This window comes from Paraburkholderia sp. HP33-1 (genome assembly GCF_021390595.1).
GTDB lineage: Bacteria > Pseudomonadota > Gammaproteobacteria > Burkholderiales > Burkholderiaceae > Paraburkholderia.
In genome coordinates this window covers 1,748,598-1,769,599 of record NZ_JAJEJR010000001.1, presented here as the reverse complement: position 1 = coordinate 1,769,599, position 21,002 = coordinate 1,748,598, and the positions used below count along the sequence as shown (strand labels likewise).

Here is a 21,002-nt window from a genome sequence, read left to right as displayed (position 1 = left end):
GGATAGTCGGAACAATGGCCGCCGGCGGCTAAAGCCAGCGCCAGATGCCTGCGGGCCAGCCGGCGAGCGGGATATGAGCCCAGGTCGCCACGAGCCAGACAACGATGCCGCCAACAAGCGCGTGCATGCCGAACCCGCCCAACCGCGCACGGCCGGCGGCGATCGCCGCGAACGGCAGATAGCTCGTCTTCGATTCCCATGCGGGCCACAGATCGGGCTGCAACCGCCGCTTCTTGCGGTCCTGTAACGCGGCACCGACAAGCGCGAGGATGATGATGGCTATGGCAAGTACGATGTTCCGGGTGACCGGGAACACGGCGATATGGCACAGTCCCCAAAGCGCGAACGACCACATCATCGGGTGACGCGTCACCGCGTACACGCCGCGCGCCGCGTCGGGCAATGCGGGGGATCCGCCGCCGGTGGGCAACGCCGGGTTGCGGATCAGGGAGCCCATCAGAAGGATCGACGCGATCAGCATGAGCACGGTCGCAACCGCCCACAGCGCGTCGCCCGCCGGCCATAGCGGCGCGGAGACGGGCGTCCGGTCGTAAGCCATGACCATCCAGCCGAATGTCAGGATCGCAATCAGCGAATAGACGCCCATGGCGCCCCGTTCGCCGATCGCGTGGACCATACCCGCCCGCAGCGGATGGGACAGGAGAAAGTGGCTGCCGACAAAAGCGAATGCCGCCACGACAAGTGTGTAGATGCTTCCCATTGGCCCGGCTCCTCAAGTCAGATCATCGGTCGACCGTGTGCACAGGGGAATAATACTTCGTGCCGCAACGACCACCGCAACCAATGCGAATAGATACAACGCCCTGCACGGACGTCGGCAGTCGATCAGGGAAGCGTGCTCAGGTAAAGGCTGTGACGGAGCTGCTCGGGCGTCGCGTCACGTGCAGCTTCAATCCGTTCGGTGGTGGAAGGGGGAGTCGGTAGATGGATACCCCGATCAACGGCCGAGGCAGGGTCGAGAATGCTTGAGGCCTGATACAGACAAACCCAATCCGGGTGCTCCGGCTGCAGCGGATCGCGTTCGACTAACCAGTTTGTATTGCAGATGCGGCAACAGTAACGTTGCAGGAGCACGGGACGACGGCCGAGCGGGCGCAGCCGGGTTCGCCCGTCGCTGATCCGCAGACCGTCGTGTGGCTGGACCGTGTCGCCCAGTTGCATTCTTTCGCAGGCTTCGCAAAACATGGCTGACCCGGTAGCGCTGAACGAGTCACCGACTATAGCACCGCGTTCGGCAACGTAGAGCGAGTCAGTCTCGCCTACTCGCCTTTTGCCGGCCGGCCCGTCTTCACGGTTTCGAGCGCCGAGATTGCAGCCACGAGCCGCTTGGCGGGAGCCGATTCCAGCATCTGAAGACCGGCGCGCAGCAGTTCGCTCTTTTTCGCCGTCACGCCCGCCTCGAGGCATTTGCGTTTGAGAAGCGCGATTCGATCGTAGTCTGTTCTGGGCATCGTGAAACTGTCACGCACGACCTTTTCTTTCTTCGCGCGCTTGCTTTTGACTTTGCCGGGAGCTTCACTAACGGGCGCATCTGCCGCAGTGCCAGCGGTACTCACCTCGACTGCTACGGACTTTGTGTTCGCGGGCTTGGCGCTACTTTTCCTGGCAGGCTTGGCTGTTTCGCCTTCCGCCTCCGGCGTGACCGAAGACTTCGGGAAATGAAATGCCTTCTTCGAGGGCTTGCGTGTGGTCGGTGCTGTCATGGCTATCTCCAGGGGCGAAAAACGATATAAACAGTATATACGGTTTATATCGAACGTCATACGCACTTTCGCTCATAGGGTCTGTTTCGATGCGTCCGATTTTCAGACAATCTGTCGCCCCGCATCCTCGTTGAGCGTCCGATTTTGCGACAGTTCGCCTGCTGGCGCGCCTGTTCGCCGCTGCGGACGAGGCCTCCTTTTCATGCCTGCACGGCAACTGAGGACTGCTTCGCTACTTTCCTGGCGTTTGGCATGGACGTTGCGAGACAAGCATTCGCCGCGCGCAAAAGCGCTATTCGTACGGTTCGCGCATTTCCTGGCCACACCTGAACGGAGGAGACAAAAAGTGAAAGCTGCCGTGCTGCATCAGTACGACGAGTCATTGACTCGCGAAGAATTCGTGCGCTACGAAGATGTCGCCGATCCGAAGATCGTGCGGCCCACCGACGTCATCGTCCGGATTGGCGGTGCGGGTGTGTGCCGTACCGATCTGCACATCGTGGAAGGTATCTGGCGCAGCAAGGTCGATGTGGCATTGCCCTACATCATGGGCCATGAAAATGCCGGCTGGGTCGAAGAGGTGGGCCGTGGAGTGGAGAGTGTCAAGGTGGGCGACCCGGTCATCTGTCATCCACTGGTGACGAGCGGACACTGCCTCGCCTGCCGGCGCGGTGACGATATGCACGCGACGGACAGCCGGTTTCCCGGCATCAACGCCAACGGTGGCTACGCGCAATACCTGTCGACTGGCGAACGCTCGCTGATCCAGTTGCCGAAATCGCTGGCGCCGAAAGACGTCGCGCCTTATACGGACGCCGGCTTGACTGCTTACCGCGCCGCAAAAAAGGCCTCGCGCCATTTGCTCCCCGGTCAATATGCCGTCGTGATCGGCGCCGGTGGCCTCGGGCACATCGGCATTCAGGTTCTCAATGCGCTTTGCGCGGCCGAAATCATCGTCGTTGACCGCTCCGACGTTGCGCTGCAACTTGCGAAGGATTGCGGCGCGCATCATACGGTCAAGGGGGACGGCAATGAAGTCGAACGCGTGCTCGAACTGACGGGGGGCAGCGGCGCGGAAGCGGTCATCGATTTTGTCGGTGAGGGCGACGCGATCGCCAAGGGCCTCGCCATGACGCGCAACGCCGGCTACTACTACATCGTCGGTTATGGCGGAAAGATCGAGTTGCCGACGATCGACATGATCACCAGCGAGAAGACCATCGTCGGCAATCTGGTCGGCACCTATCCCGAACTCGTCGAGTTGATGGCGCTGGCCGACCGTGGCCTCGTCCATCTGGCGACACGGGAGTACCGTCTGAGCGAAGCGAACCAGGCGCTCAAGGACCTGCATCACGGAAAGATCAAAGGCCGGGCGGTGTTGATTCCGTAAACGCTTTGACGGAACGACCTTAGCGTGGAGATTGCCGTGACCCTGGAGCGCGACGCAGCATCGCTTTTCGAGCGCATGCATCTGGTTATCGCACTAACCGAAGTCAATTCCCGCCACTTGCGCGGCGAAAGCCGACGCGCGGGCGCGCAGATCGAACTGGCGTGCGCACTGGCCAGCGCGGAGCGCGACGGCGTCTCACAGGAGGGCGCGGCGTATATCGAACAATTGCGCGAGCGGCTCGACGAAGCCGAATGCGCGTTGCGGGCGATCGAATCCGAGCGGGATCGGCTTGCCAACGAGCTGGCTCACCTGGACTGTCGAGCGTCGTCGGGTGCACAAGGGGGCTGGCAATGAATCGCATCCCGGTTACGGTGCTCACCGGTTTTCTCGGCGCTGGCAAAACCACGCTGCTCAATCGCATTCTGCGCGAGCAGCACGGCCGGCGTTATGCGGTGATCGTCAACGAATACGGCGCCATCGGTATCGACGGTGATCTTGTGGTCGGCGCCGAAGACGAGGTCATCGAATTGAACAACGGCTGCGTCTGCTGCAAGGTGCGCGGCGATCTGATTCGCGTGGTGTCAGCTCTCGTCAAGCGTAAGGATGGCTTCGACGGGATTCTGATTGAAACCTCCGGTCTGGCCGACCCGGCACCGGTGGTGCAAACCTTCTTTATCGACGATGAGATCCGGCAGCGCACGCGGCTCGACAGCGTGATTTGCGTGGCCGATGGCGCGCATCTGCAGGCGCGCCTCGCGGACAGCCGTGAGGCCGCGGAGCAACTCGCGCAGGCCGACGTCGTACTGATCAACAAGATCGACCTCATCGACGCGGCCGCTCTCGCTTCGGTTCAGGACGCCGTGCGGTGCATCAACCCGACCGCTGAACAGCTGACCAGCGTGCGCTGCGAAATACCGCTTGCCGTGCTGCTCGATCGCGGCGCGTTCGATCTCAAGCGCCTGCAGCTTGCGGCATCGCCCGGTTCGACTATCGGTGCGGCAAGCGGCGAGCGGACTTACCGCTACGTCCCGCTTCGTGCTGGCGCCTCCGTCAGGCAAGCTCACCATAGTCACGGGATCGATAGCATCTCGCTGCGCGTCGAGCGGCCGCTCGAACGAACACGCTTCCTCTCGTGGCTGCAGCGACTCGTGGTTGAGCAAGGCCAGGACCTGCTGCGTGCGAAAGGTATCGTCGATCTCGCGGGATCGGAGCGTCGCTTTGTGTTCCAGGGCGTGCACATGACGATGGATACCGACTTCGACCGGCCCTGGCGAGACGGCGAACAGCGTGATAGCCGCCTCGTGTTCATCGGCCGCAATCTCGACCGGCGCGAGTTGCGCGAGAGCATCAGGCACTGCGAGATCGACTCATGAACGCGCCGCATGTTCTGATGGATCTGCTTGGGGCGTGTTGGGATGTCGACGCATCCGTCGTCGAAGTCGTGTGGGACACATCGGGGCAAGGTGCTGGATTCGCGCTTGGCGACGGCACGCTTGCGCTCGCCGCCGGTGCGTGGGAGGGCGGACCTCGACTCAAGCCACGCGAGAGCGGCGGCGTCGAATTCGTGCAGCCGCAAGCGCCACCGGCGCCGCTTGCGCGCTTCGCCGTTCATGCGGGCACGTGCCTCGCCCTTGCCGCCGACCCTGCGGGCGGATTCCTCAGCGGCGGAGACGATGGCCGTCTCGTCCATCTGCGTCTCGATGGCACGAGCGAACTCGTCGCGCATGAGGCTGGCGCGTGGATTGACCGCGTGGCCACGAGCCCGGTGAGTGGCCGATGCTATGCGAGCGGCCGCAGGGTTCATTGGCTGGGGCCGAAACCTGCCTGCCTGATGCTACCCGGATCGGCAACCTCCATGGCTTTCGACCCGACCGGTACACGATTGGCGATCTCGCACCACGGTGGCGTCACGCTTTGGGCGGCCGACACACTGCGCGAGCATCAACTTGCGTGGCCGGGCTATCACCGGAACGTGGCGTGGAGTCCGGACGGCCGCTATCTCGTGAGCGGCATGGAGGAGAACGCGCTGCACGGCTGGCGACTTCCAGACGGAGCGGACATCGAAATGGGAGGCTACCCTGGGCAGCCTCGCTCGTTGTCGTTTTCCGCTGACGGTCGTTTTCTCGCCACGAGCGGCGGAATGCGCGCGGTGTGCTGGCGCTTCGATCCGCCCGGCACAGATGACGCGCCGCATGAAAGCGGCATCGCGGGCAAGACGCCGGTAAGCGTGGTGGCCTGCCACCCGGCTCATCCGCTGATTGCAGTCGGCTACCACAGCGGCGCGGTGCTGCTGTGTCAGCCAGGCAGTCGCGACATCCTGTTCATCAAGCGTTCCGGCAACAGTGCGGTAAGCGCGATGGCGTGGTCGCCGGATGGTCAGCAGCTCGCGCTCGGAACCGAGGCGGGCGAGTTAGCGCTGGTGTTTCTGCCGGACGAGCTATTCCGCTTCTCACGCCACGGGTAAGCGCGCCGTGCTTCCCTCACATAGCCAGATAGAGGCAATCATGAATAACGGACATCCTTCAAAAGAACAGTTCTTCGAACGCCTTGGCGCTGTGGCGGACGCGATGATCGAAGCGTACGGCAAGGATTTCACGCTGGGAGCGCTCATTCTTACCGCACGTTTTGTCGCTGAAGGCAAAGATCCCGCAGACGCGGCCCAAAGCATGATTCTCACGGCTGATAGCCAGGGCAGCATTACCCGGTAGACGCAGCATCTGCCCTTCGATTGCGAACGTCCCAATATCGGACAGCATCGGGAAGTCGAGTTGTCGCAGAACAAAACATGGCGCACTGCGAGATTTTTTGTCCGTTGCCTCTGTCCGTTACCAGGCTTGAAACGGAAGAAAGAAATACGTCTGGCACGCTTATCGCTCTATAAGCGCAGGTCAATCCGAAAGCGTTGACGTCAAGAAGCGCACAACGAAAACAGCAGGAGACAAGATCATGAAGACGGGTACAGCAGGACCTTCATCCGATTCGTTCTCCTCTACGTATTACTGATCAACGAGACGGGCCGCCCGCGTCGTTGAATCTGGTGTTGACTCTGGTCCCGGCGCTAGCCGGCCCTGCCCGAAGCGTCGCATTGCGACAGTTATCGAAGTGGAACAAGGAGAGCTCAATGTCTGATGGATTAACGCTCAACAAGATCACGTCCCAGCGCGGAATCAGCATTGGCGAGGCGGCACGCCGCGTCGCCGATCTCGGCTGGACTCCGAGTTATGTCCAGGAGGCCATGACCTTCCCGACGGACTACAAGATCAGCAAGGTGCCACGCGACCCGATGAAACAGGTGCTGCGCTCTTATTTCCCGATGCAGGAGGAAAAGGATAACCGCGTCTACGGCGCACTCGACGCGGCATTGCGCGGTGACATGTTCCGCAATGTCGAGCCGCGCTGGGTGGAATGGATGAAGCTGTTCCTCGCGATCATTCCGTTCCCCGAGATTTCGGCGGCGCGTTCGATGTCGATGCTTGGCCAGCTTGCGCCCGGAGAAGAACTGCGTACCGGCTTTACGATGCAGATGGTCGATGAGTTCCGGCACTCCACGATCCAGATGAACCTGAAAAAGTGGTACATGGAGAACTATATCGATCCGGCCGGGTTCGATATTACTGAAGCGGCATTTGGCAAGTGCTATGCCACCACGATCGGCCGTCAGTTCGCAGAGGGGTTCCTCACTGGCGATGCAGTCACTGCTGCCAACGTCTTCCTGCAAGTGGTGGCCGAGACGGCGTTCACGAATACGCTGTTTGTCGCGATGCCATCAGAAGCCGCCCGCAACGGCGACTATGCGCTGCCGACGGTGTTCCTTTCAGTGCAGTCGGATGAAAGCCGCCATATCGGCAATGGTCACTCGCTATTGATGTCGATCATCAATGATCCGGACAACCATCTGCTACTGGAGCGTGATCTGCGCTACGCGTTCTGGCAGAACCACGCGATCGTCGACGCCGCGATCGGCACCTTCATCGAGTACGGCACCACGGACCGCGACAAGAACAAGGAATCGTACGCCGAGTTGTGGCACCGGTGGATCTATGAGGATTACTACCGCACCTACATGCTGCCGCTCGAGAAGTACGGCATCAAGATTCACCATGACGATGTCGCTGCCGCCTGGGATCGCATCGTCAAGCAGAACTATGTCCACAAGGTCGCGCAGTTCTTCTCGGTCGGCTGGCCGGTCAACTTCTGGCGCATCGAAGCGCAGACCGAAAAAGACTTCGAATGGTTCGAGCACAAGTACCCGGGCTGGTACGCCGAATTCGGCGACTACTGGAAGTGGTATGCGAAGAAAAGCGTACCGGGCGAAACCAATATGCTGTTCGATCAGGAAAACGGTTACGTGTACCCGCACCGTTGCTGGAGCTGTCTCGTGCCTTGCCTGATTCGGGAAGACTTCGTGGTCGATGAAGTCGACGGCCAACTGTACACGTATTGCTCGGAGCTGTGCCGCTGGACGCATAAGGTCGCGTTCGCGGAGGAATACGAGGGCAGGCCGACTCCGGCGATGGGGCGCTTCAGCGGGCGCCGTCAATGGGAAGAGTGCTACCACGGCTGGGATCTGGCCGATTGCATCAAGGATCTGGGTTTCGTGCGCAGTGACGGCAAGACGCTCGTGCCGCAACCGCATCTACGCTTTGACGACAGGCAGATGTGGACGCTCGACCATGTGCGCGGGTACACGATCCAGAGCCCGCTCGTTTTGCTGCGGGGTATGACGCCGGAACAGCGCGAGAAACACATTGCCGAGTATCGCGCCGGTTTCAAGATCAATCCGGTGAATTGAGGAAGGCGCCCGATCCGGCGGCGCGTGGTTTGCCGCGGGACGGGTCATGAGCCACGGATCAGCGACACGCAAGAGACGAGGAACACAATGGCGGACAAAGGCGACGACGAGATATTCCATACCGTTTACTTCGAGCCGGTCGGTGTGCAGATGTCGGTAGCGGAAGGCGAGACCGTGCTCGATGCCGCGTTTCGCCAGGGCATCGCGGTCATGCATGGATGCAAGGAGGGACAGTGCAGCAGTTGCAAGTCGCTGCTGCTCGAAGGCGATGTCGAACTGAAGAAATATTCGACGTTCGCACTGCCCGACTACGAACGCGAATCGGGCCATATCCTGCTATGCCGAACGCTCGCCTACAGCGATCTGACCGTCGAGCTGCTGAATTACGACGAAGACCTGATGCGCCGCTCGATTGCGGTCAGCGAATATGACGCAACACTCACGAAGATCACGGCGCTCACGCACGACATCAGGTTGCTGGAAGTGAGCTTGTCGAGGCCGTTGCGCTTTTGGGCCGGACAGTATGTCGACCTGACGATTCCGGGCGCGGGCATCACGCGATCGTTCTCGATGGCCAATACGCCTGACGGCCAAAAGACGCTGCAATTCATCATCAAGAAGTATCCCAACGGGGCATTCTCGTCGCGACTCGACGGCGGCTTGAATCCAGGCGACAGGCTGATCGCGAAGGGGCCGTACGGTACCTGCTTCCGGCGCGAGGACCAGCCCGGACCGATGGTGCTCGTGGGTGGTGGTTCAGGCATGTCGCCGCTGTGGTCGATCCTCAATGATCACGTGCAAAGCGGCGAAGAGCGCCCGATCCGCTTTTTCTACGGCGCGCGCAGTCGACGCGATCTGTTTTATCTCGACGAGTTCGCGGATCTGGAGCAAAAGCTGCCGAATTTCCGATTTATTCCGGCGCTCTCGAATGCCGAACCGGACGACGGCTGGATGGGCGAGACCGGCTTTATCCACGAAGTGGTCAGCCGCACTTTGCGCGAGGAAGCGCTCGCGGGTGAGATCGACGCTTACGCATGCGGTCCCGCTCCGATGATCGAGGCGGTGATGCCGGTTCTTCAGATGGCTGGCGTCGCACCCGAGCGGCTTTATTTCGACAAGTTCACGCAGGCGGTTCGCTGAGCGGATCCGATCGAATCTGACGTAGCGCCCGTTCGTAGTGTCCATAACCGAAACATGAAGGAGGACTAACATGAGTACGTTGGCAGAGCAGTCGCCAGTGAAGTCGGGCGCGGCCGGCGCAGCCCAGTTTGTCGGCTGGGACAGTCGCAAGTACAACTACTTCGAACCGAAGGGACGCAAGGCGAGCCACTACGAAGACATGACGGTGGATGTCCAGCCCGACCCGAACCGGTATCTGCTGCAAGACTGGATCCTTTCATTCGCTGACGGAACGCCGACGTATTCGCAAACCTGGACGGCGGCCAAATGCTCGGACTGGCACAAGTTCCGCGCTGTCGACGAGGAGTGGGAGCGCACGCATTACCAGCGTCAGTCGACCATCGTTGGCATGATCACCGGCGCGATCCAGAACGCGCGGCGCTCGGGCGCAGTAAAGCGCTTCGACAAGACGTGGATCAAGGTGCTTGAAGCGCATCTGGGCGCATACAAGCATGCTGAGTTCGGTTTGGGAACGGCAACGATGCATGCGCAGCGTTACGGCTATACCCAGATGATCAATAGCGCCATCCTGACGAACGCGTCGTACAAGCTGCGCTTCGCTCAGGACCTGACGCTTTACCTGGGTGAGATCGCCCTGGATCTCCCGAATCTCGACCTCGATGCGGGCAAGCAGCACTGGCTGACCGACCCAATCTGGCAGGACACGCGCCTGGCGGTGGAAACCATTGGCGGAGTCAGCGATTTTCTCGAGAAGTACTTCGCGGTGAACATCGTATTCGAGCCCCTCGTCGCGGATCTGTTTCGCAGCGGATTCATCATGCAGGTTGCCGCCGCGCAAAACGATTTTCTGACGCCGACTGTCGTGTCCGCGGCGGAAGGCGACTACGAGCGCAATCTGGCCAATGCCGTCGAGCTTTTCCACATGCTCGCCAACGATCCGCAGCACGGTGACGCCAATCGCAAGCTGTTTGCCGAATGGCTCGAAAAGCACGGCGTGCTGGCCCTGGCCGCAGCGCAGCGGTTGCAGCCGATCTGGTCGATTCCGCATGTGAAGACGGCCCAGTTCAACGACTGTCTGGATAGCGCGATAGAGCGGGCGGAGATGATCGCCAGAGAAATCGGCGTTCATTTTCCCTCGTCGGTCCATGCCTGAGCGCTCTCCGAACCATTGCTCGAACCATTCGAACCAACCGCGCAGAGGAGTACGCAATGTCAGTGCATACAGCCAATATTTTCAAGTCGATGAAAGATGTCCGCTTCGAACAGACCATCTCGCATCAATGTGGTGTGACGATGAACGACAGCGTCGAGGCCCGGGCGATTGCCGAGCTGATGTCTACCAAACCCGGCATTACGGTGACCTATCTGCCCGCGATGATCCGCATCGACGGACAGGGCAAGATCGAGTTCAGGATGAGCGAAATCAGCGAAGTGCTAGGCCGCGAGATGACGCCGCATCTGTTCGAGATCTCCACCTCGACCCATTACGGGCGAATGGTGATGATCGATGACGAGACGGTCGTGCTGTTCGGCAATATGGATGACGCGATGGCTTACGAGTGAGCGAACACATTGCCAGCTAAACAGGCGGCCGGTTTCCCGCAACGGCGACGGGCCGCTCGTGCAACCAAGGAGACGAATGTCATGTATCGAACCGCGGACGGAGAAGAAATCTTCATCATCGACGGGCACGTTCATCTATGGGACGGCAGCAAGGCCAACATCAAAAACGTGCACGGCCAGCAATTCATCGACTGCTTCTACGCGTATCACTCGAACCTGAGCCCCAAGGAGTATTTGTGGCCCAAAGAAAAGTTCGACAAATACGGCGAAGAAGCGATGTACAACGACCTGTTCGTCACGGGTTATGACGACATGGCGATCTGCCAGCCGACCTATTTGACGGACTTCTACAAGAACGGCTTCAACACGACCGAGGCCAACTATGTGTTGAAGAAAAAGTATCCGAACCGCTTTATCGTCAACGGCGCGTTCGATCCCCGCGATGGGGAAGCGGGACTCGATCATCTCGAGGAACTCGCGGCACTCTACAAGATTCAGGGCGTCAAGCTGTACACGGCGGAATGGCGCGGCGACAGCAAGGGCTACAAGCTGTCGGACCCCAGCGCGCAACGCTTTTTTGAACGCTGCGAGAAGCTGGGGATCAAGAACATCCACGTCCACAAGGGGCCGACGATTCTGCCGCTGAATCGCGACGCGTTCGACGTCGCCGATGTCGACGATGCTGCAACCAGTTTCCAGAACCTGAATTTCATTGTCGAGCACTGCGGTTTGCCGCGCCTCGACGACTTCTGCTGGATCGCCACCCAGGAGACGAACGTCTACGGCGGTCTTGCCGTCGTGCTGCCGTTTATCCATACACGGCCTGAGTACTTCGCGCATGTGATCTCGGAACTGCTGTTCTGGATCGGCGAGGACAAGATCCTTTATGGCAGTGACTATGGCATCTGGTCGCCGAAATGGCTGATCGAAAAGTTCATGGCCTTCGAATTGCCCGAGTCCGTCAGTAAGGAAACCGGCGTCCAGTTGTCGCTGACGGCCAAGAAGAAGATCCTTGGACTCAACGCGGCGCGCTTGTATGGCATCGACGTCGAAGCGCAAAAGACACAGCTGGAGGACGTTCGGCACTCGGCAGCGGTTGGCGCATGAGCACCCCGCATGCTGTGCAAGCACCGGCGCTCGTCGTGTCGAAGGGCGCTTCGAGCCGGGTTGCCGAGGTCTGGTCCCGGCTCGAGGCGGTGTCCGACCCGGAACTCGACGAGCCGGTGACGGAGCTGGGTTTCGTCACCGCAGTGGAGGTCGATGACGGCTGTGTATCGATCGGCTTCCGCTTGCCGACCTACTGGTGCGCGGCCAACTTCGCGTACCTGATGGCGGACGACATGCGACGAGCGATCATGGTCCTGCCGTGGGTGACGAACATCACGATCACACTCGACGAGCATATGTATGCCACCGAGATCAATCGAGGTGTAGCCGCTGGACACACGTTCCAGCAGACCTTTGGCAGCGAGGCCAATGGCGAGGTGGAAGACGTACGGCGCATTTTCCTCGTCAAGGCTTTCCAGCGGCGGCAGGAGGCGCTTTTGAGTTGGCTGCTGGCACAAGGCAGCGACCCTGCGATGCTGGTTCGGCTGAGCATGGCGCAGCTGTCGACGTTAGCAGACGCGAGCACGGACGATGGGAAAACCCGGCGCCTTGTCGCGCGCTATCGGGAACGGCGTTTTGTAGTGGGCCTCTGTCCCGACGAAGCAGCGCAGGAGGATGAACCGGCTTTTATCGACACGCAAGGTGCTCCGCTGAATCCGGACGGACTGGGGGCGTACCTGCGCGCGTTGCGAAGAGTCGGTGTCAATGCCGAATTCAACGGCGCGCTATGCCGCGGTCTTCTGGCTGCGCGCTATGGCGAAAGCTGCGCCTCGGCGCAAACGGTCGAGATCAAACCGGTGCACTTCGTCCGCACTGGCGGCGTGAAGCCTCAGGCTCCATTCGCGCCGGCACGAGAGGCGTCTAGCGCAGCAGAGTAAAAAAAGAGCAATCGGAACTAACCGGATCAGGAGAGACAGGATCATGCCGAATATCATGCTGCATGACGACGAGGCGCGCATGGCGCTAGGTCGAGGCATTGCGAAACTCGCCAGGGCAGTCCGAGGCACGCTCGGCCCGCGCGGAATGAACGCAATCATCGACCGGCCGATCGGCACGCCGATCATTTCGCGCGACGGTGTCAGCATTGCCAGTGAGATCGAACTCGAAGATCCGTTCGAGAATATCGGCGCGCAGGTCGTGCGCGAAGTGGCGAGGCAAACCAACGAAGTCGCCGGCGACGGTACGACCACCGCGACTGTTCTCGCGGACGCACTGGTGCAGGACGGTCTCGCCTGTCTCGCGCAAGGCGCAAACCCGGTTGAACTGGTGCAAGGCCTGGAACTTGCCGTCAACGAGGCAATCGACTCGCTCAAGCGCGCTGCGACGCCCCTGCGCAGCAGTGACGAAGTGCGCGCCGTAGCGGTGGTGGCGGCCAACGACGAGTTCACCGGGAAGCTGGTGGCTGAGGCGTTGGAGCGAGTGGGCGCCGACGGGATTGTCGATGTGGAGTACGGCAACACCGTCGAAACCCGTCTTGAGGTCGTGGACGGGATGGCGTTCGATCGAGGCTACCTGTCTCACCACATGGTGACGGACATCGAGAGAATGCAGGTGGTGCTGGACAACCCGCTCATTCTGATGACCGACCAGCGGCTGCAATCACAGGACGAAGTCGCGGTGCTTCAGGCGCTTGCGACTCATAGCAAACGGCCGCTACTGATCATTGCCGAAGAGGTCGCGCCAGCCTGCGTGATGGCGTTGCTGGCGTGGCGCGACAACGGCGGCATGCCCGTGGCGGCGATTCATCCACCGGAGTACGGGCACTGGCGCAAGGCGATGCTCGAGGACATCGCCATCGTTACCGGTGGCAAGGTCGTTGCCCGCGACCTCGGCGGGAAACTGCAAGCCACGCAATTGAGCGACCTCGGCAGCGCGCGCCAGGTGCGCATCTCCTCGAACCAGACCATCATCACGGCCGGCAGCGGCGATCCGGCGGCGGTAGCGGCACGCCGTCAGCAGGTGACGCGCCAGTACGAAATGGCGCCGGAGAACGTTGAGCGCGACAAGTTTCAGGTGCGCCTTGCGAAACTGTCGGGCGGCACCGCGCTGATTCTCGCGGGTGGCGCGACCCCGGTCGAACAGAAGCGTCGGCTGCATCTGATCGACGATGCGATTCACGCGGCGCGCGCGGCGATCGCCGAAGGCGTCGTGCCGGGTGGTGGCATGGCCCTGTTGCGGGTCGCATCCGAACTCGAGGGCGTCATTGCTCGTAGTCATGGCAGCGTGCAGCAAGGCGCGCGGCTCTTGCAGGCAGCGTTGGCCAAGCCGCTCTTTCACATCGCGACGAATTGCGGCCTCGACGGGACTGCGATGGTAAGCGAAGCGGTGCGGGCGAAACCCGGCATGGGTCTCGACGCACGTCGTGGCGCATTCGTGAACCTGGCCGAAGCAGGCATCATCGATCCGGTCAAGGTCAGTTACAGCGCGGTGCGCAATGCGGCCTCGGTAGCAGGGTTGATTCTCACCACCCAGACGCTGATCGCGAAGAAACCGGAGACGATCGATCCGACCGCCGGACCGGCGCTGGGCGCTGGCGCCGAACGGCTTGGCCGTCCATAGACTCGTGAGACCGATCTGGCCGGCCTCCGTATCCGCGGAGACCGGCACAGAAACCCGCCGGTAGGGGGCGGTGTCGCCGGCGCGATCATGAAAGCAATCATGTGATCTCCATGCATGCCGGGGCGCCCACTCCTGCGAATTGCAGGAAAAAGGGGAGAACCCGCATGGATGATCGCGTCCGGGCGACAAGCCTCGCGAATTTGGGGGCGAGCACCGCCCGTACGGCGCTCGCCGCGCAAGAGGTACTGGAAGGACGCCGCCGCGGTGCGTTGAATCTGCTGCCGTTTGCCGGTCCCGCAGTCGTCGTTTCCGTGGCCTACATGGACCCCGGCAACTTCGCGACGAATATTCAGGCGGGCGCCAGATACGGTTACGCGTTGCTGTGGGTGGTGTTGTTGGCGAACCTTGTGGCCATGTTGTTTCAGGTGATGTCGGCGAAACTTGGCATCGTGACTGGCAAAAACCTCGCGCAATTGTGCCGCGAACGGTTTCCGAAGCCGGTTGCGCTATTGATGTGGGCAGTGAGCGAAATCGCAGCGATGGCCACCGATCTGGCCGAATTTCTTGGCGGCGCAATCGGACTCGCGTTGCTATTTCACCTCCCGTTACTCGCGGGTATGGCCATTACGGCGTTGGTAACGTATGGACTCCTGCTGTTCGAAAGCGCGGGATTTCGGCCTCTCGAACTGGCCATTGGCGCACTGGTGGGCGTCATTGGCCTCTCTTATCTCGCCGAACTGTTCATCGCGCCTGTGATCTGGCCGCAGGTTCTCCTCCATACGTTTTCGCCGCGCTTGCCGGACAAGGATGCGTTGACGATCTCGGTTGGTATCGTCGGCGCGACGGTCATGCCTCATACATTGTTCTTGCACTCGGGACTCACGCAGGATCGCGTGCGTGCACGGACCGAAAAGGAGCGTAGAAAGCTGCTGAAGTTTTCGAACATCGAAGTGCTTGTCGCGCTGAGCATCGCCGGCGTGATCAATATGGCAATGGTGATCATGGCCGCGAGTGCATTCCATCAAGGCCATCCCGAGGTCGCGGAAATCAGGGAGGCCTACCAGACACTCGCGCCACTACTCGGCGCAGGCGCGGCGGGCGTCTTCCTGATGTCTCTGATCGCTTCGGGCGTATCCAGTTCGGTAGTGGGCACCATGGCGGGCCAGATGATCATGCAGGGGTTTGTCGGCTTTCGAATTCCGCTGTGGTTGCGCAGAGCCATCACAATGGTCCCCGCATTCGCAGTGGTAGCGCTCGGCGTCGACGCGACCCGTGCGCTGATCCTGAGTCAGGTGGTATTGAGTCTCGCGCTGCCGTTTCCGATGGCGGCCTTGCTGTGGTTCACGCGTTGCGAAGCGGTGATGCGCGGCTATACGAATCGCGCCTCGATGACAATCATCGCCACGTTCGCCGCGCTGGCGGTTTTATCGTTCAACGTCGTGCTGGTGCTGCAAACGTTCGGTGTTGGATTTCCCGGTTTGGGGGGCTGACAATCTGGCTGGCAAAGAGATCAACAAAAGACTCTGGCATAAGGGTGCGATTCGGCGTGCAGACCGCGTTTCTCCCGAAGACTTGCTGAAGATCCAGGCATATACTAGGTGCGCGTTAGCTGCTGGGTTTGATTGATTGAAGTCAGCAAAAATGCGCCCGGCCATAACACTCTAGCTAGTCATGACGAAGCCAGCCACAGAACCAGGCTGCGCGTTGAACCATCGCCCAGGAGGAAAGTAGTGGCGAGGAGACATCAGCTTGGCAGCATGTTGGGTCTAGGTGACGAGGCCACGATGCGTGGCATCGTAGCCAACGCGCAGCGCGCTAACCTGCGTCATTCCGACCGGGGCACGATGCGAGCGTGGGAGCGATTTCTTGCCGGCGAGTCGTCGACGTCCGCTCCCCAGGCACTCGTCGACTCATGGAAACGCAGCTTGCAATCCGGCGTCAGTCCAACTGCGGTCTCGGCGCCGATCGCGGTACACGGTGACGAAGTCGCGGCGCTACTCTGGCGCCATCGCGACCTTCTAGCCGCAGCTGATCGTCTGTTCACCGTTACGGCCGATCTTTTCGCTGATTCACATTCAATCCTGCTGCTCACGAACCAGGACGGCGTAATCCTTAAGGCGGCCGGCGATTTGCGCACGCGAGCGGCGGGCGAAAAAATCCATTTGACGATCGGCGGCGACTGGGGCGAGGGGAGAGCGGGCACGAATGGTATCGGCACCGCGCTCGCAACCCATGAGCCGACCTATATCCATGCTTCGGAGCATTTCTGTGAAGGCATCAAGTCGTGGAGTTGCGCGGCGGCGCCGATATGCGAGCCAGGCACCGGCGCGGTGATCGGTGTGCTTGATATCTCCGGACCACCTTCCACCTATCAGATCAACAACCTCACATTGGCCGTGACCGCGGCGCGGCAGATTGAAATGGTGCTCGCCGAACAGGCCGCTCGCGAGCGTTTGCGTTTGTTGGCCTGCTGCCTGCAGCGGGTGTCGTCGTCGTCGGACGCAACCGGGATGGTGGCTATCGACCGCAGTGGCCGGCTTGTGCACACCACGGGCAGAGTCACTTTACCGGTCGGCATCGGCGAGCGTTTCCCGGGGATGAGCGAGACGTCGCCGGTGGAGGACTGGGTGCAGCATTTGCCCGCGGGCTTGCACGCCGATTGGTTCAATCCTGTCGTCGTCGATGGCAACACGATCGGGGCGATGCTCGTCGTGCCGGCGCGAAGCCGACCCGTCACCGTGCCGCTCGCGGAGCGCAACGGGGAAGCGGATCCCCAGCGTAATCGCTTCGCGCAAATCCAGGGGCAAAGTGCGGCGATGCTGGCCGCCATTCATCGCGGGCGTCAACTCGCCAGCAGGCGTGTACCGGTGCTGATCGAGGGTGAGACCGGGGTTGGAAAGGAACTGTTCGCGCGCGCGATTCATGGCGAAGAGGGCGGAGGCGGCCCGTTCGTCGCCTATAACTGTGGGGCTGCGTCGAAAGAGCTGATTGCCAGCGAGTTGTTCGGTCACGTGCGTGGTGCTTTTACCGGCGCGACGACGGAAGGGCGGGCGGGCCGATTCGAACTGGCTCACGGTGGAACGCTTTGTCTCGATGAGATCGGTGAGATGCCGCTCGAACTTCAGCCCGTACTGTTACGCGTGCTGGAAGAGGGCGTGATCTACCGGCTTGGCGACACGCAACCGCGCCGCGTCGATGTGCGTCTGCTCGCAATGACCAATCGCAATCTGCGCAAAGAGGTCGAGTCCGGTCGCTTTCGGCGCGATCTTTATTACCGGATCAGTGTTACGCGCCTACGCATTCCGCCGCTGCGCGAGCGGGATATCGACATCGATCTGCTAGTCGAGCACTTTAACCGGAAGCTTGCCTTGCGCCACGGTGTCCCCGAACGACAACTGAGCGCGGAGGTCATGGCGGTGCTGCGCGCTTATTCCTGGCCCGGCAATGTCAGGGAAATGCGCAACGTAATCGAGAATATGCTTTTGACGTCCAGCGAACCTGCCGTGTCGCTCGATGATTTGCCCGCCGAGTTGCTCGATGAAGTCTCAACGTCCGAGGTCATCCCATCGGCGCCGGATGAGGGGGCAAGTCTGGAGGCAGCAGAACGTTTAGCGATCGCTCGCGCCGTACACAATACACACGGCAACCTTGCCCAGGCCGCTCGAGCCCTCGGTGTTTCGCGAAGCACACTCTATCGCAAGATCGAGTTCTATCAGATGGAAGGTCTCGTCAAGCCAATGCCCAGGGAATGAGGCTTTAATTATTGACAGGGTAAAAATTACGGAAAACCGTAATTTAAAACCGCTTTCGCGAATATCACGCCTTTTTTACAGAAATCATACAAGCCGGCGTAGTCTGCGAAAATCGCTGATTTTATTTGTCTAATAAATACAAGACTTAACGATAAATAATTTCGATAGAAGAATTCAATATTTTGCAAACGTTTGCGGATTGGACCTGGGGCCAATCCGCACTTCAGTTCGTCAAGTCCGCCGCCGTAAATGAATATGCGAGGCGCATTCTTTTGCTGGCAGCGCGGGCGCATACCGTTGAGTGACTTGGGCATCGAGAATGCGATCGCGATCGCCCGAATTTACTTGCCCCTCCGTTGAAAATGGGATCGAAAGATGACTCTGAATAAACTATCCGTGAAGGCAAAGCTAACAGGGGCTTTCGGGGCATTGGCCGTGGTCGTGCTGATCGTTTCAGGACTATCGCTGAAGGAACTGAACGACGCGAACGAGCGCTTTTCCGGCTATATCAGTGGTATCAAAGCACGCGCCGACATGGCCGAAGCCGTTCGCACCGCCGTTGATGATCGAGCCGTGGCGGTGCGCAATCTTGTGCTGGTCACCACGCCTGCCGATATCGAGCAGGAAAAGACCGCTGTCATCGACGCGGAACACAGAGTCGAGGCCAACCTGGAAAAGTTCAATGCCATGGTAGCTGGCGCTTCCGACATGAGTGACAAGGCACGACAACTCGCGGGTGAACTTCCGCGAATCGAAGCGCTTTACCGTCCCGTGGCCCTGGAAATTGACAGGCTGGCGGTCAATAACCAGCGCGACGCGGCGATTGCGGATATCGACACCAAGTGCAGGCCACTGCTTGCGGCCTTGATCAAGGCGTCCAACGAATATGCGAACTTTACCCGTGAACGCGCAGAACAAATGGTCCGCCAGTCGGGTGATGAATTCGCCACCCAGCGGAACCTGCTGATTGTGATCTGTCTGGCTGCGCTCACGCTGGCGGTCGTGGCGGGTGTCATCATCACGCGGAGTCTGCTGCGCGCTTTGGGTGCCGAGCCCGCGGCACTGGTCGAAGTGACGCAGCGCGTGGCCGGCGGAGATCTGAGTCCGGTGCCGGGGGCGGACAATGCGCCGAGCGCCAGCGTGCTCGCCTCGATGGGCAAGATGCAGGCTAGCCTCGTTCGCCTGATCGGTCAGGTTCGTACGTCGGCAGACAGTATCGCGACGGGTTCGAGCCAGATCGCTTCGGGCAATGTGGATCTTTCCACGCGCACGGAACAGCAGGCTGCGTCCTTGCAGGAAACCGCCGCGAGCATGGAAGAGCTGACCTCGACAGTGAAGCAGAATGCCGAGAACGCCCAGCAGGCGAGCTCGCTCTCGGCCAACGCATCCGAAGTCGCGGGACGGGGCAATCAGGTCGTTGGCAAGGTGGTCGACACGATGAGCGAGATCAGGACGAGTTCCACCCGAATCGCGGATATCACCGGGATCATCGAAGGGATCGCCTTCCAGACCAACATCCTTGCGCTGAATGCTGCGGTGGAGGCTGCCCGTGCAGGCGAGCAGGGACGTGGGTTCGCGGTGGTCGCGAGTGAAGTACGCAGCCTCGCTCAGCGCTCGTCCAGTGCCGCGAAGGAGATCAAGGATCTGATCAACGAGTCGGTGCAGAAGATCCAGGATGGATCGTCCCTTGCCAACGAGGCGGGAAGGACGATGGCGGAGGTGACGCAGGCCGTGGCGCGAGTGACCGACATCATGGGGGAAATCGCAGCCGCGTCGACCGAACAGAGCCGGGGGATCGAGCAGGTCAATCTGGCGATCACGCAGATGGACGAAGTCACGCAGCAGAATGCCGCGCTGGTGGAGGAAGCCGCGGCTGCGTCGAAATCGCTCGAGGATCAGGGCGGTCAGTTGAACCAGGCAGTTTCGTTCTTCCGGCTGGACTCCCGGGCCGCGGCCCATTCAATGGCTTGAGCCGCTGGCGCGGCAAACCTGCCGATATGCCGCGTGCGCACCGCGCGGCCAGGGGCAGTTCGGGCTAGCATCATAGTTACAACGCTAAGGTTTTTAACGCTCGCTGATTGGCCAGCATCGCATCGATAACAGCGCGAGCCTCGCGGTCAACGCACGTGAGCGCAACGCTCTCCGACTCGTATGTAACGGGATCGGCGAACTCACCTGTGACGTCCTGTTTTCGTGTGTCTCTATGCAACGACCACGTAACGCGATATATCAGCGCGAGTCGATCGGACAAACGGGCAGTCCGCGGCTCCATGTGCGCTTCGATAACGAATCCGCGATAACGCCCGACGATGTGATGTTTCATTGATTGGCTTCACCGTTTTTCGGGCCTCGCCTCTCAGTGCACGACGCCGAAGAACAGAGTCGCGCCTTCGGCTGGCGTCAGGCCCGCCTTGAAGTAGCCTTCGAGCCGGTAGGCTGTCGCTTCGTCGAGCGTGAAGGGTGGATGGACGTAGCCCACGGCGAATGCATGGTCGTACCAGTCATTGAGCCACGCGCGCAGTTCGATCACGTCCTTCGGCAGTGGGTTCAAAGCATCGTCGTGCATGTGCGTTTCCCCTGGCTTGCTGAACGATCAGGCCGCCATGCGGCCTATCCCCATTTCCGGACGGCGCTGATCCGGCGGAAACACGTGCCATGTGCGGTCGGCATGGCGAAAGAAGAAGAGTGAAAAGGCCCCGGTCGGCCCATCGATTTGAATGTGCACCCGGCATGTTCCACCCGAGCGCGAGCGTTCCAGCAGACGCACGCGCGCCCCGTGCCCCCCCGTCGGTCCAACGAGTTTTTCGACCTGAGAACGCAGCGATCTGTTGCCCGCCATGATTTTCCCCGCGATGCACGATGAGTCGATGCTATGGCGATCGGTGAGTGGGTCCAATCGGCGCAGGCGGAATGTCGTCTCAGGAAACACTGGTTTCAGGCGTCAGGATTTCCTGAATCAGAACCGGCCTGTCAAA

Annotated in this window: 20 protein-coding genes; 15 read left to right on the top strand and 5 right to left on the bottom strand. The window is 60.6% G+C overall.

Features of this window, described 5'->3' with window-relative positions; all coding sequences use genetic code 11:
• Window positions 1-28: 28 nt before the first annotated feature.
• On the bottom strand, window positions 29-721 hold the full coding sequence (locus L0U81_RS08035) for an NnrU family protein (protein ID WP_233801516.1): 693 nt from the start codon (window positions 719-721) through the stop codon (window positions 29-31).
• A 559-nt stretch (window positions 722-1,280) separates the two neighbouring features.
• Window positions 1,281-1,724, bottom strand: a complete 444-nt coding sequence (locus L0U81_RS08030) for a hypothetical protein (RefSeq protein ID WP_233801514.1) — start codon at window positions 1,722-1,724, stop codon at window positions 1,281-1,283.
• Between the two features lie 346 nt (window positions 1,725-2,070).
• Between L0U81_RS08030 and L0U81_RS08025 the strand changes: the two genes are divergently transcribed.
• The 14 genes from L0U81_RS08025 (at window position 2,071) to L0U81_RS07960 (ending at window position 18,027) form a co-directional block, all read left to right on the top strand.
• Entirely contained in the window at window positions 2,071-3,114 is a 1,044-nt protein-coding gene (locus tag L0U81_RS08025; protein ID WP_326489828.1) for an NAD(P)-dependent alcohol dehydrogenase, read from the top strand.
• Window positions 3,115-3,150: 36 nt separating this feature from the next.
• The gene (locus L0U81_RS08020; RefSeq protein ID WP_233801510.1) at window positions 3,151-3,468 is read left to right on the top strand and encodes a hypothetical protein; all 318 of its coding nucleotides are present in this window, start codon (window positions 3,151-3,153) and stop codon (window positions 3,466-3,468) included.
• On the top strand, window positions 3,465-4,487 hold the full coding sequence (locus L0U81_RS08015; RefSeq protein WP_233801508.1) for a CobW family GTP-binding protein: 1,023 nt from the start codon (window positions 3,465-3,467) through the stop codon (window positions 4,485-4,487). The genes L0U81_RS08020 and L0U81_RS08015 overlap by 4 nt, the downstream gene beginning before the upstream one ends.
• Window positions 4,484-5,578, top strand: a complete 1,095-nt coding sequence (locus L0U81_RS08010; protein ID WP_233801506.1) for a WD40 repeat domain-containing protein — start codon at window positions 4,484-4,486, stop codon at window positions 5,576-5,578. Before L0U81_RS08015 ends, L0U81_RS08010 begins: the two co-directional genes overlap by 4 nt.
• Window positions 5,579-5,618: 40 nt before the next feature.
• Window positions 5,619-5,822, top strand: a complete 204-nt coding sequence (locus L0U81_RS08005) for a hypothetical protein (protein WP_233801504.1) — start codon at window positions 5,619-5,621, stop codon at window positions 5,820-5,822.
• 413 nt (window positions 5,823-6,235) lie between these two features.
• Window positions 6,236-7,906, top strand: a complete 1,671-nt coding sequence (locus L0U81_RS08000; RefSeq protein ID WP_233801502.1) for an aromatic/alkene/methane monooxygenase hydroxylase/oxygenase subunit alpha — start codon at window positions 6,236-6,238, stop codon at window positions 7,904-7,906.
• 87 nt (window positions 7,907-7,993) lie between these two features.
• On the top strand, window positions 7,994-9,046 hold the full coding sequence (locus L0U81_RS07995; RefSeq protein WP_233801500.1) for an NADH:ubiquinone reductase (Na(+)-transporting) subunit F: 1,053 nt from the start codon (window positions 7,994-7,996) through the stop codon (window positions 9,044-9,046).
• Between the two features lie 70 nt (window positions 9,047-9,116).
• On the top strand, window positions 9,117-10,199 hold the full coding sequence (locus L0U81_RS07990) for an aromatic/alkene monooxygenase hydroxylase subunit beta (protein WP_233801498.1): 1,083 nt from the start codon (window positions 9,117-9,119) through the stop codon (window positions 10,197-10,199).
• A gap of 56 nt (window positions 10,200-10,255) precedes the next feature.
• Window positions 10,256-10,609, top strand: coding sequence for an MmoB/DmpM family protein (locus tag L0U81_RS07985; protein WP_233801496.1), 354 nt, complete (start codon window positions 10,256-10,258; stop codon window positions 10,607-10,609).
• A gap of 81 nt (window positions 10,610-10,690) precedes the next feature.
• Complete coding sequence (locus tag L0U81_RS07980) at window positions 10,691-11,716, top strand: amidohydrolase family protein (RefSeq protein WP_233801494.1); 1,026 nt, start codon at window positions 10,691-10,693, stop codon at window positions 11,714-11,716.
• A 35-nt stretch (window positions 11,717-11,751) separates the two neighbouring features.
• On the top strand, window positions 11,752-12,594 hold the full coding sequence (locus L0U81_RS07975) for an iron-sulfur cluster assembly protein (RefSeq protein WP_233801492.1): 843 nt from the start codon (window positions 11,752-11,754) through the stop codon (window positions 12,592-12,594).
• A gap of 43 nt (window positions 12,595-12,637) precedes the next feature.
• Entirely contained in the window at window positions 12,638-14,275 is a 1,638-nt protein-coding gene (locus tag L0U81_RS07970) for a molecular chaperone GroEL (protein WP_233801490.1), read from the top strand.
• 164 nt (window positions 14,276-14,439) lie between these two features.
• Complete coding sequence (locus L0U81_RS07965) at window positions 14,440-15,765, top strand: Nramp family divalent metal transporter (protein ID WP_233801488.1); 1,326 nt, start codon at window positions 14,440-14,442, stop codon at window positions 15,763-15,765.
• A 294-nt stretch (window positions 15,766-16,059) separates the two neighbouring features.
• The gene (locus L0U81_RS07960) at window positions 16,060-18,027 is read left to right on the top strand and encodes a sigma-54-dependent Fis family transcriptional regulator (RefSeq protein WP_233801486.1); all 1,968 of its coding nucleotides are present in this window, start codon (window positions 16,060-16,062) and stop codon (window positions 18,025-18,027) included.
• A 26-nt stretch (window positions 18,028-18,053) separates the two neighbouring features.
• On the opposite strand, the gene L0U81_RS07955 is transcribed toward L0U81_RS07960, so the two are convergent.
• Window positions 18,054-18,341, bottom strand: a complete 288-nt coding sequence (locus tag L0U81_RS07955) for a hypothetical protein (protein ID WP_233801484.1) — start codon at window positions 18,339-18,341, stop codon at window positions 18,054-18,056.
• A gap of 61 nt (window positions 18,342-18,402) precedes the next feature.
• On the opposite strand from L0U81_RS07955, the gene L0U81_RS07950 reads away from it, so the two are divergent.
• Window positions 18,403-19,998 carry a methyl-accepting chemotaxis protein gene (locus L0U81_RS07950; RefSeq protein ID WP_233801482.1) on the top strand — a complete coding sequence of 532 codons (1,596 nt, stop codon included), beginning with the start codon at window positions 18,403-18,405 and terminating at the stop codon, window positions 19,996-19,998.
• Between the two features lie 385 nt (window positions 19,999-20,383).
• On the opposite strand, the gene L0U81_RS07945 is transcribed toward L0U81_RS07950, so the two are convergent.
• On the bottom strand, window positions 20,384-20,593 hold the full coding sequence (locus tag L0U81_RS07945; protein ID WP_233801480.1) for a hypothetical protein: 210 nt from the start codon (window positions 20,591-20,593) through the stop codon (window positions 20,384-20,386).
• 27 nt (window positions 20,594-20,620) lie between these two features.
• On the bottom strand, window positions 20,621-20,866 hold the full coding sequence (locus L0U81_RS07940) for a hypothetical protein (RefSeq protein WP_233801478.1): 246 nt from the start codon (window positions 20,864-20,866) through the stop codon (window positions 20,621-20,623).
• Window positions 20,867-21,002 lie beyond the last annotated feature (136 nt).

Bases quoted from the DNA above. Each gene is read 5' to 3' on its own strand.
- L0U81_RS08035 (WP_233801516.1), bottom strand. From the start codon at position 721: ATGGGAAGCATCTACACACTTGTCGTGGCGGCATTCGCTTTTGTCGGC.
- L0U81_RS08030 (WP_233801514.1), bottom strand. From the start codon at position 1,724: ATGACAGCACCGACCACACGCAAGCCCTCGAAGAAGGCATTTCATTTC.
- L0U81_RS08015 (WP_233801508.1), top strand. From the start codon at position 3,465: ATGAATCGCATCCCGGTTACGGTGCTCACCGGTTTTCTCGGCGCTGGC.
- L0U81_RS08010 (WP_233801506.1), top strand. From the start codon at position 4,484: ATGAACGCGCCGCATGTTCTGATGGATCTGCTTGGGGCGTGTTGGGAT.
- L0U81_RS08005 (WP_233801504.1), top strand. From the start codon at position 5,619: ATGAATAACGGACATCCTTCAAAAGAACAGTTCTTCGAACGCCTTGGC.
- L0U81_RS08000 (WP_233801502.1), top strand. From the start codon at position 6,236: ATGTCTGATGGATTAACGCTCAACAAGATCACGTCCCAGCGCGGAATC.
- L0U81_RS07995 (WP_233801500.1), top strand. From the start codon at position 7,994: ATGGCGGACAAAGGCGACGACGAGATATTCCATACCGTTTACTTCGAG.
- L0U81_RS07990 (WP_233801498.1), top strand. From the start codon at position 9,117: ATGAGTACGTTGGCAGAGCAGTCGCCAGTGAAGTCGGGCGCGGCCGGC.
- L0U81_RS07985 (WP_233801496.1), top strand. From the start codon at position 10,256: ATGTCAGTGCATACAGCCAATATTTTCAAGTCGATGAAAGATGTCCGC.
- L0U81_RS07980 (WP_233801494.1), top strand. From the start codon at position 10,691: ATGTATCGAACCGCGGACGGAGAAGAAATCTTCATCATCGACGGGCAC.
- L0U81_RS07970 (WP_233801490.1), top strand. From the start codon at position 12,638: ATGCCGAATATCATGCTGCATGACGACGAGGCGCGCATGGCGCTAGGT.
- L0U81_RS07965 (WP_233801488.1), top strand. From the start codon at position 14,440: ATGGATGATCGCGTCCGGGCGACAAGCCTCGCGAATTTGGGGGCGAGC.
- L0U81_RS07960 (WP_233801486.1), top strand. From the start codon at position 16,060: ATGCGTGGCATCGTAGCCAACGCGCAGCGCGCTAACCTGCGTCATTCC.
- L0U81_RS07955 (WP_233801484.1), bottom strand. From the start codon at position 18,341: ATGCCCAAGTCACTCAACGGTATGCGCCCGCGCTGCCAGCAAAAGAAT.
- L0U81_RS07950 (WP_233801482.1), top strand. From the start codon at position 18,403: ATGACTCTGAATAAACTATCCGTGAAGGCAAAGCTAACAGGGGCTTTC.
- L0U81_RS07945 (WP_233801480.1), bottom strand. From the start codon at position 20,593: ATGCACGACGATGCTTTGAACCCACTGCCGAAGGACGTGATCGAACTG.
- L0U81_RS07940 (WP_233801478.1), bottom strand. From the start codon at position 20,866: ATGGCGGGCAACAGATCGCTGCGTTCTCAGGTCGAAAAACTCGTTGGA.